Below are 9,944 nucleotides of genomic sequence, written 5' to 3' on the forward strand. Positions count from 1 at the left end.
AAGAGCCTTTGATACAAATCGTTTCATGGTAATTTTTTAACGGCTTTTGTAAAGTAGAGACAGGGGGACTACCTTATGTCCCTTTTTCTAACTGTGCAGGCGGTTTTGCCCCACACGATTTTTCTATAAAACTTGTCCTGAGCATTGTAGTCATACCAGTAAATGCATGGATAAAAGTCAATTAATCGGTGTTTGTGAATGAACTTCGTTTGAGCATATTGCGATATCGCCTGCTTTCAAGCAGTCTATTAATCTTCCTGCAGAATAGAAATTTGCAGGATTGGACTTACACTCAGTGGTTTGTTCAGTCATTATCACTAATAGCCAATGTTTTGAACCAACTGGGGATTTGCTTTTAACTGACTATAAGGTATTGGATAGAGTTGATCAGTAGGCTGCCAAGCGGTGCCTTTAATAGGCGCAAGCACTGCATCTGCTTTCCCGGTTCTTAACAAGTCTAACCACCGATGCCCCCACTCACCAAACAGTTCTACCTGACGCTCATGTGTAATGGCGGCTAAGAGAGAGGCCTGATCTGTATCCGTGGTTTGACCCAGACCTGACCGTGCGCGCACAGCATTTAGATCATCTTTGGTACCGTTTAGATTATTTTGTTGTGCCCTGGCTTCTGCCCGTATTAAATATTGCTCCGCCAGTCTTAAAACAATGTTGTACTCAGTATAAGGAGGGCCGCTATTGTTTTGGTATTTGCTGGGGTAATTATACGCCGTAGTGCCTACCATATTAGTACCAATCCAATTTCCGACTCGTGTATCTCCCGTTTCAAAGGATGTCATTAAATTGTTGCTAAGAATATAAAACGGAACGTCGGTTGATGAGAAGGGAACAAAATCACTGCCTTCAGCGGTATTTGCGTAAGGGCTGACAGGAATGATCTGAAAAATAGTTTCGTTACTCGTGTAAGTAAAAGGATTGGTCGGCTCAAGGGTGTAGACTCCTGAACCTATTACCTCACTCGCTTTGGCTTCTGCCTTCGCCCAGTTTTTCTGGTATAGATAAACTCGCGCTAATAAAGCAGAAATCGCCCATTTATTAGGTCGGGTGCGATCAGACCCAACATATGCTGCAGGTAGCTGGCTTTCTGCATTTTCCAAGTCAGATATGATCTGCACATAAATGTCCACTTTGGCGTTTCGAGCCTGGCGAGCATTTTGACGAAAATCAGTGGACGTAATCAGGGGAACATCACCGAATAAATTGACTAGATAGAAATAGGTGAGCGCCCGCAAAAATTTTGCTTCCCCTGTCAGTTGTGTAAGCGTAGAAGGCGATACTCCTTGAGAGTGTGCCAAGCCTTCCAATAAAGCATTGGTCTGATAAATATAATTATAGCCATTGCTCCATAAAGCTGCCGCTATGGAATTGGTGCTTTGGAGGGAGTTTGTTTGAAAGGCAGCAATATCGTCTTGTGACGTACTGGTTGAGACCAGTTCATCTGATGAGAGGCCGGAATATAAACTCACACCTCCGTTCAGAAGCCCATTATAATCATTCATAATAGTACTATAAAGACCATTCACCGCAGAGGTGGCAGTAGCATCGCTTGAATAAACGGGAGCCGTATTGACCTGGTTTATTGGTGGATCTACCTCGACGAACTTTTTACAAGAAAATATAGCGAGCAAGCCGCAGACACTGAGCGTGCGAAACAACAGTAGATCGCTTTTTATTTTTAGTTTCATATTCTTTTATTTAGAATGTGATTTGAATTCCGCCCACATATGTTTTTAGTGGAGGCAGGCTGTAGAGGTTTTGTGATTCGGGGTCAGTACCAACATAATTGGTGAAGGTGGCCAAGTTTTGCCCTTGGACGAATATTGTTAAATTGGATAAATGCGCCCGTTGTAGCCATCTGGAAGGTAGGGAATATGAAAGCGAAACAGTCTTCAACCGTATAAAGGAAGCATCGGTCAACACAGCATCGGACAGCAGGTAATTTTGAACCGCTTGATATGCCTGTGAACTAAAAGCCTGGGTAAATTTTTGAAATTGATTGTTATCGCCGGTCTTCTGCCAATGATCTAATACCGCCACTGGCTGATTGTTCATAGTGCCGGGAGGTTTTTGGTAAATCGTCCTTAAATAACTAGCGCCTTGTTGTTTGCGGCCTTCAAAGAAAATATACGCCTGAATACCTTTATAAGTAAATGTATTTGAAAATCCTCCGTAGTATTTGGGGTTCAGTTTTCCAATAATGTAAAAGTCTTTTCCATCGATAGAACCATCTCCATTTTTATCCTCCACGGTAAATACTCCGGTACTGGCGTCTATACCAGTAAAACGATAGCCCTTTACTACGTTTAGGGATTGTCCTTCGGCAAAAAGATCGGCGTACGCTGAAGAATCCAGATCAGGGAAAGAGATTAATTTATTTTCAGGCACCGTTACAAAAATAGAAGCGGACCATGTGAAATCTTTTACATGTATGTTTTGTGTAGTTAATGAGAATTCAGACCCGGAATTTTGGACAACTGCTGGGAGGTTTTGAAGGACGCTAGCGAAACCTGTTTGTGTGGGCAAGCTATAATTGATCAATTGATTCGATGATCTGTTTCTATAGTAGGTGCCACTTAGTAATACCCTATCTTTCAAAAAACCAACTTCAAGGGTAGCTTCCAATTTATGGTTGACTTCCCATGCATAATCTGGGTTAAAGAGAGAATAAGGAACTAAAGCAGTTGAATTGTTGTAGGGATATTGTGCACTCGAATAGCTATTTAAAAACTTGTAATCACCAATTTGGTCATTTCCGGTTACTCCGTAGCTCCCTCTAAGTTTACCGAAAGAGAGCCACCCCTGTTGTTGGGAAAGGAAGGATTCATTAGAAAAGATCCAGGCAACTCCTACAGCGCCAAAGTTACCGTATTGCTTTCCAGGACCAAACCGGCTTGAACCATCCCTTCTCCCAGAAACATTTATAATATATTTTTCAGCCAAATTATAATTGACCCTTCCAAAGAGGGCCTGATAATGATATTGTGTGTAGTTTGAATTACCAGTAACAGACCCTGCGGCTGCAATTGACTTTAATACAGCGTCACTCGTAAACCCTGCAGCCGCAACCGCTGTATTATTATTCGTTATTTCCTGCCAAGAACCGCCCACAAGTAAAGATAGTTGTCCCTTTCCGATAGTAGTTCCATATTCAGCCTGCGGTTCAATGATCCAACTTTTAAAATGATTGTCGCTAAAATTTGAAGAGCCCTTCTGTACAAAATTGGAGTTTAGCGAAGCAATGGGGTTACTGCTGAATTCGTTAACATTAATACTGTTGTATCCAAAATTTACTTTGGCATTTAGTGACCGTGTGATTTTATAGCTTACATTTAGATTGCCTAAAAGGTTTTCTGTTTTAGCTTCATACTTTTTTAGTAAAACCGCCATAGGGTTATTGAAAAAATTGAATCCTTTTTGCGACCAATTCAAGCGCCCTAAAGAATCATAAAGCTGGGGAAAATCGGGCGGTAGGTTAATATAAGAAGTCAGGTCCTGAACCGGCAAATTATTTTTTTCTGATGAATAGGTCAACGAAAAATTGGTTTTGAACCTTTGACCGGTTGACATATGGCTCATATTTGAATGAAAGGTGACACGAGAATCAGAAAAATCAGCCGGATATACAGTCGTTTCTCTATGGTAACTGCCACCGAGGAGAAACTGGTTTTGTTCATTACCACCAGAAATATTTGCCTGAACATCGTTTGTTTTTGCTGTATGACCAATCAGCAGGTCTTTAAAATTTGTATAACGTGAAGTATCCCATACCAGTAAATCAGGTGCATTAAACTTGGTGGGTATAGCCGCGTCGTTGATAAAAGCTTCCCTTCTTACTTTCAAATAGTCTTTGGTTTCTAGCATGTCCATGCTCTTCGTGATCCGGCTGACGCCCATGTAGGTACTGAATTTGAATTGGGTTTTTCCCGACTTACCTTTTTTTGTGGTAATTAAAACGGCTCCGTTAGCGCCGCGAGAACCGTAGATTGCGAGGGCGTCCGCATCCTTAAGGACTTCGATACTTTCTATGTCCCCAGGATTCAGCGTGCTTAGAGGGCTTAGCCCCTGTCCAGGAGCGCCCACAATGCCCAATGGGGAGTTTAAATTATTGACAGGATTGTTATTGGCAGCAAGGGGTATTCCATCGACAATAATCAAAGGTTGAGAACCCTGAAAGATAGAGCTCTGACCACGCACCATCACATTAAAATTCGCCCCAGACAATCCCTTGGTTTGAGTAACAACTAGACCAGGTACACGCCCCTCTAGTGCAGCTAGTGGATTGGCTACAGGCTGACGTTCAATTTCAATTGATTTTACGGTGCTGACATTGCCAGTATTGAAGCGCTTAGTAATCGTGCCATAAGCGATCACCTGCAGTTCGTCCAAAGCGCTGATTTTAGAACGAAGTTTAATTGACAATTCGGCCTTGCCATTCACTCTTACTTCCAAGTTTTCCATGCTAACATGCGTGAAAACCAAGGTCGCATTATTGTCAATTGTTATTATGGTAAACTCGCCATTAGCATCGGTGATTGTGTTTTTGTCTGATCCCTTAATTCTTACAGTTACATTAGGAACCGGCTCACCATTTTCATTAATGACACGGCCTTTAACATCTATTGGATGAGAATCAACTTCACCAATTTTTAAATCAGAAATGGAGTTTTCTTTTACCTCATAAATAACCACGTTTTTTCCCACAATCTGATAAGTTAAATCCTGTTTTTTCAAACATATATCTAACGCAACTTTAAGCGAAGCATTAGATATACTCATAGTCACCTTTTTCCCTTTAACATATTCGGGCCTGTAAACAAATGAAATACCTGTTTGAGATTTGATTCTGGTAAATACCTGCTCTAGCGGCGCATCATTTACGGAAAGGCTGATTTTTTCCTGCCCCCAACCTTTGGCAGAAACCTGGAGCGTGGCAACCAGCAGTAAGATGGCGGTTATCCTCATAACCAATAAAATTTTTGAAATTTCTCTCTTAAGCGGAAATAGCTTTGGTTTTGCGCCGGCAAAAACCGGCACTTTGCAAGCTGCAAAATCTTGCATAACTTTAATTTGAGGGTTAAATAATAAATACCGACAGTATGAATTGTTAACCTGTTGAACCGGTGGTGTTCGAGCACTACCGGTTTTTTACGCCTATTTGTGGCGGGTTAACAACTTAGGTTAGGTTGGTTATGGTTATTGCTTTCATAAGCGGTTTCGCAAGCGTCGGCTGTAAAAGGTGGGAAATAGACCGCAAAACAATATAGGAGAATGTGCTACCAACAAAATGAAGTAGTTGTACTGCAATCATTCATTCACAAAACAGTATATTACATTTACCATGCAATAGCCTAATGTTGACCTATTAGCTTACAGTTAATCCACCAATCCTGCCCTGGATAAGGCATTATTGACAGTTTGATGCGCTGATCTTTCTTAAGATATTGTGTATATAAAAAGGTTATTGAATCTTGGCTTTCACTTCCCTTAGTCGTATTTCTTAAAACAACGCTTTGATACGATAGGAAACACGACCGGAAGGCGGCGGCTTACCACGGTGATAGAGACACTGCACATCAAAAACCGTTTTTTATTGCCTACCATTATTGAGCTTTCAAAATCAATTTTCGGCCTTCAATACGTCCATCTACTTTAAGCAGTGATAAAATTTTCAATACTTCGGAAAGATTTGAGCCACGGTTAATGTCCCCACTTATTTCGACGTTTTTTGCATCCCCTTCAAACACTACATCTATGTTATACCAGCGGGCTATATTCTTCATTGCTTCGGAAAGCTTATCCTCTTTGAACTTAAAATACCCTTGTTTCCACGCTGTTATTTTATCAACATCTACCTCGGTTACTTTTATATCGTCAGGTAATACCTGCGCCTGCTGTCCAGGTTTGATTATTTTCTTATGAATGCCTTTTTTTACCAAAATTGACCCTTCAACAAGGGTTGCCTTTACTGCATCTTCATCGGAATAGGCATTTACGTTGAAGCTTGTTCCCAAATCCTGCAATACCATATTTCCTGCACTCACTATAAAAGGTTTGCTGGCATCGTGTGCCACTTCGAAAAACACCTCCCCTGTTATTCTCACCTCCCTTAGATCGCCGGTAAATGCTACAGGGTAGCTTATGGAGGATTCTGAGTTAAGCGTAATCTTCGATCCATCACCTAATAGTAGAGGATACGTCTGTCCTTTTGATGTAGACAGCGTGTTCCAAAGAACTTCCACTTTACTCGTGCCGGTTCCTTTAGAATAAACAAGTTGTCCGTCTTTATTTAATACGTTTGTGCCACCTTGTTGTACCAGTTGACCTGTAGTCAAACTATCCAAAATGATTGATCTGCCATCTGCCAAAGTCAACGTAGCCTTGTTAACACCCGGCCTGATATCTTGCTTTTCATTCCCTTGTTTTGCAACAACTACTTTATGCTGATTAGTTTTGCGCATAATGTAGACCGCACTAAAAGCGATCAAACAAAGTATAGCTGCAGCTACGGCAAACCTGGGCCACATCGGCTTAATGTTGACCGTCTGTATTCCTTCTGACTTGTCAATGATCTGTTGATCTGCCCCAATTAATGTATGCATTTTATGCGTGGCGACTTCATCCGAGTCAATCTTAAAACCATCAGAAACCGCCTGCAACAAATAGTTATCATCCGTCAACCTTTCAAAGATTCGCCGGTTGCTTTCTGATTGTTGCTTCCAGTGTTCCAACTCCCCTCTTTCTTCGTCATTCAGCTCCTCTTTTAAAAACCTATGAATCAGGAGTGCGATGTCTGCCATAAATCATTAAATTAAATTATTCATTTATGCTCCTTTAGCCTCTATGAATATAAAGACGACAAGAGTGCTTCAGTTTTACCGAAAAATTTAAAAAAAAATAATGGCTGCTAACATTCGCGCTCGATGCGCTATGAATTCCCCATAAGAGGCTTGAGTATCAATACATCAAAGGACCTTTTGCGGGGTACTGCACCGACAATTATAAGAGAGGAATCAACATATGAACTTTTATGGCATACGCCTCATCACCTGGATCAGCAATAAAATTGTACTGAGTTGCAGGCCCTTTGTTTTAAGATTCTTTTTGATAGTATTGAGAGCTAACGATTTTAGATTCGCAACGGTCTGGTAGCTGAGATTGAGCTTCTGAGCAATTTCAGAATTTTGTAGATCTTCAAAATAGAACATCTTAAATACAGTTCGGCAGGTATCAGGAAGGCGCTCTATTTCTTGCTTTATAAGAGCAATAAGATCTGATTCGATCTCGGATTGAAGAATATACTCTTGTTCTTTATCGAGCACGTCTGTAATAATCTCATGGCTCCTTAGTTTAGATTGCTTTGATTTTAAAAAGTCAAAGCAGGCGTTTCGGGCAGACATATATAAGAATGCCCTTACATTTTGAATATTTTCCCAACGATCTCTGGTCTTCCAAAGCCTGACGAAAACGTCGGCCGTAATCTCTTTGGCATCTTCTATAGGAACCATGCATTTGCAAAAAGAAATAATAGGTCTGCGAAACTGGTCATAAATACTATCAAAAGCGTTTAAATCGCCCTGTTTAAATGCAAATGCAATATCGTCTCGAAGATCCTGCATATTCAATTTATTAACTTATCTAGTGTAGTATAGGAAAAGTAGCAGGATAGGGTTCGTAAAGACGGATAAGACTTAGATTCGTGAAGGCTTACAAAGATTAGATTTCTAAATTTAGGCAAAAAATAGCGAAATGAAATGCGTAAATACCACATTGTTACCTGTTACCCTGCTGCATTCAAAATTTGCAATTGAATAAATGACCTTCATCAGTTTTCAGTTCGCGCAGTTAAAATACTGGCTTTTAAAACAATAAACAAAAGCTGGGGAAAGAAAAATAAGCTTTGAACCTGTCATCGCTAAACTAATTTATTGCGCTCTCTCCCAACTGTTGCCAAAGCGTCAAAAGAGATGTTAGAATTTTGTACCCAGGAAATCAATATTAAATATGAGGTCAGAGCGTTAGCGTTAGGGAATAATTTTATACAGCAACCTTCCGGTTGAAGCAGTGTCTACCGAATATCTGAAAATGTAAAGGTTATGACTGATATGACAGGTCAATACCACCGGGTTGTTGTAGTATCCCGCTTTGACAGTCTTACTGCAGGTTAGCGCGACAAAAGAACCGCTTGTCCATCCGCTCAACACGGGAAAGTTACCGCTTCTTTTAAATACACAGCCACTTTGCAAAAACATTGTAGCTTGAGCTCTTTACTTCCATACAAATAGATGCCATGAAACGAAACATGATAAAATCTTGTTATAACAGGGAATGACAATTTTGCCATGCGTAGTTCCACCTGGCTAAAAAAATAATAAAAATCAACAGATGAAAAAGTTTTCACGCCGTCATTTTCTGCAAAGCGCAGGTACGGCTGTTGGTACCGGCGTCATTGCTGCTGCTCTACCTGCATTTGGCACATCCACCGAAAACAAAAAAAGCAAATACGAAGGCAAAAAACTAAACATTGCCCTGGTAGGTTTGGGCCGCTATGCCGGTTTTCTAGCTGAAGGCTTGCAGGAAGCGCAGTATTGCCGCCTGGCGGGAATTGTAACAGGCACAGCTTCAAAAGCGGTTGACTGGAAAAAGCGATATAACATCCCTGATGCCAACATCTACAATTATCAAAACTTCGATGGCATCAAAAACAATAAAGACATTGATGTGGTATACATCGTGCTGCCCAATTCGATGCACAAAGAATATGCAATACGCACAGCGCAGGCTGGCAAGCACTTGATCGTGGAAAAGCCCATGGCAATAACAGCAAGCGATTGCCAGGAGATGATTGATGCGTGCAAAAAAGCAGGTGTTCAAATGGCGAATGGTTACCGCCTGCACTACGAACCATACAACATGGAGATGAAAAGATTGGGACAGGAAAAAGTTTTTGGACAAGTGCGTTTGGTAGAAGCATCGCTTGGTTATAAAACCAGCGACCCGAACGAATGGCGATTAAAGAAAAGCATGGCCGGTGGTGGGCCGCTAATGAATGTGGGCATTTATTGCGTGCAGGCCAGTCGTTACATTACAGGCGAAGAACCTGTTTCAGTAACAGCGCAGTTTGGCCCCAACACCGATTCGGCTTTGTTTAAAGAAGTCGAAGCTTCCATCACGTGGCAGCTCGCTTTTCCTTCAGGTGCGTATGCCAATTGCAGCAGCTCATATAATTGTGGGATCGACCGTTTGTACGCCTCCGCCGATAATGGGAGTTTTGAATTAAGTCCGGCCATTAGTTACGGACCCTTCAGGGGCAAAACAAGCAAGGGCGAATTGAACTTTCCGGTGACCAATCAACAAGCGGTGCAATGCGACGAGATTGCAAAGGTGCTGTTAGCCGGTAAACAATTGCCTTCTCACATTACGGGCGAAGAAGGATTGAAAGACCTGCGCATCATGCAAGCCATTTACGAAGCGGCGCAAACCGGAAAGAAGCTTTCGCTTCGCTGATGCATTGGTTTCATTTGCATGTCTACCCGGTCTTCTCTCATTGTGGCTAATGTCGGCGTCCGCATCTACATTGGTTTTTGTTGTCCCTGCACTTTTTTAGCAGCATATTTTTGTAATATCCCTGGGAGTGCTCCTGCAATTGCCCCGGTAATTGAGGGAGGTAAACCAAATTTACTTGCCAGGCTGCTCACCAGGCCCCCTTCAATTGCGCTGGTAACTGCCCCACCTGCGGCGAGATTACTTTCTAATTTTTCTAACATCCCACCTAAAGCTCCTCCGAAACCCCCCTGGCTAGCAGCAGGTTGACTGGCTAAACCATTTGTTATATGGCTGGCTATTTCATTGTGGATTTCATCAGCCTTATCAGCGGGAATAGCTGATGCTACCTGAGGATTATTGTCTAAATGTTCCTTCACCTGCTT

Annotated in this window: 6 protein-coding genes; 1 reads left to right on the top strand and 5 read right to left on the bottom strand. The window is 41.7% G+C overall.

Annotation, left to right across the window (positions count from 1 at the left end; all coding sequences use genetic code 11):
• Positions 1–317 precede the first annotated feature (317 nt).
• From ACJ751_RS22610 to ACJ751_RS22625, 4 genes are all read right to left on the bottom strand, one after another.
• Positions 318–1,703, bottom strand: a complete 1,386-nt coding sequence (locus tag ACJ751_RS22610) for a RagB/SusD family nutrient uptake outer membrane protein (protein ID WP_407747801.1) — start codon at positions 1,701–1,703, stop codon at positions 318–320.
• 10 nt (positions 1,704–1,713) lie between these two features.
• Positions 1,714–5,076 carry a SusC/RagA family TonB-linked outer membrane protein gene (locus ACJ751_RS22615; RefSeq protein WP_407747802.1) on the bottom strand — a complete coding sequence of 1,121 codons (3,363 nt, stop codon included), beginning with the start codon at positions 5,074–5,076 and terminating at the stop codon, positions 1,714–1,716.
• A gap of 542 nt (positions 5,077–5,618) precedes the next feature.
• Positions 5,619–6,815: a FecR family protein gene (locus tag ACJ751_RS22620; protein ID WP_407747803.1), complete on the bottom strand. Its 1,197-nt coding sequence runs from the start codon at positions 6,813–6,815 to the stop codon at positions 5,619–5,621.
• Positions 6,816–7,043: 228 nt separating this feature from the next.
• Positions 7,044–7,634: an RNA polymerase sigma-70 factor gene (locus ACJ751_RS22625; RefSeq protein ID WP_407747804.1), complete on the bottom strand. Its 591-nt coding sequence runs from the start codon at positions 7,632–7,634 to the stop codon at positions 7,044–7,046.
• Between the two features lie 766 nt (positions 7,635–8,400).
• Between ACJ751_RS22625 and ACJ751_RS22630 the strand changes: the two genes are divergently transcribed.
• Positions 8,401–9,522 (top strand): Gfo/Idh/MocA family protein, encoded by a 1,122-nt coding sequence (locus tag ACJ751_RS22630; RefSeq protein WP_407747805.1) that lies wholly within the window; start codon positions 8,401–8,403, stop codon positions 9,520–9,522.
• 65 nt (positions 9,523–9,587) lie between these two features.
• On the opposite strand, the gene ACJ751_RS22635 is transcribed toward ACJ751_RS22630, so the two are convergent.
• The coding region (locus tag ACJ751_RS22635; RefSeq protein WP_407747806.1) for a hypothetical protein at positions 9,588–9,944 on the bottom strand (357 nt) is incomplete at its 5' end.

Origin of the sequence: Niastella sp., assembly GCF_045805085.1 — a bacterium.
Taxonomy (GTDB): Bacteria; Bacteroidota; Bacteroidia; order Chitinophagales; family Chitinophagaceae; genus Niastella.

Bases quoted from the DNA above. Each gene is read 5' to 3' on its own strand.
- ACJ751_RS22620 (WP_407747803.1), bottom strand. From the start codon at position 6,815: ATGGCAGACATCGCACTCCTGATTCATAGGTTTTTAAAAGAGGAGCTG.
- ACJ751_RS22610 (WP_407747801.1), bottom strand. From the start codon at position 1,703: ATGAAACTAAAAATAAAAAGCGATCTACTGTTGTTTCGCACGCTCAGT.
- ACJ751_RS22615 (WP_407747802.1), bottom strand. From the start codon at position 5,076: ATGCAAGATTTTGCAGCTTGCAAAGTGCCGGTTTTTGCCGGCGCAAAA.
- ACJ751_RS22625 (WP_407747804.1), bottom strand. From the start codon at position 7,634: ATGCAGGATCTTCGAGACGATATTGCATTTGCATTTAAACAGGGCGAT.
- ACJ751_RS22630 (WP_407747805.1), top strand. From the start codon at position 8,401: ATGAAAAAGTTTTCACGCCGTCATTTTCTGCAAAGCGCAGGTACGGCT.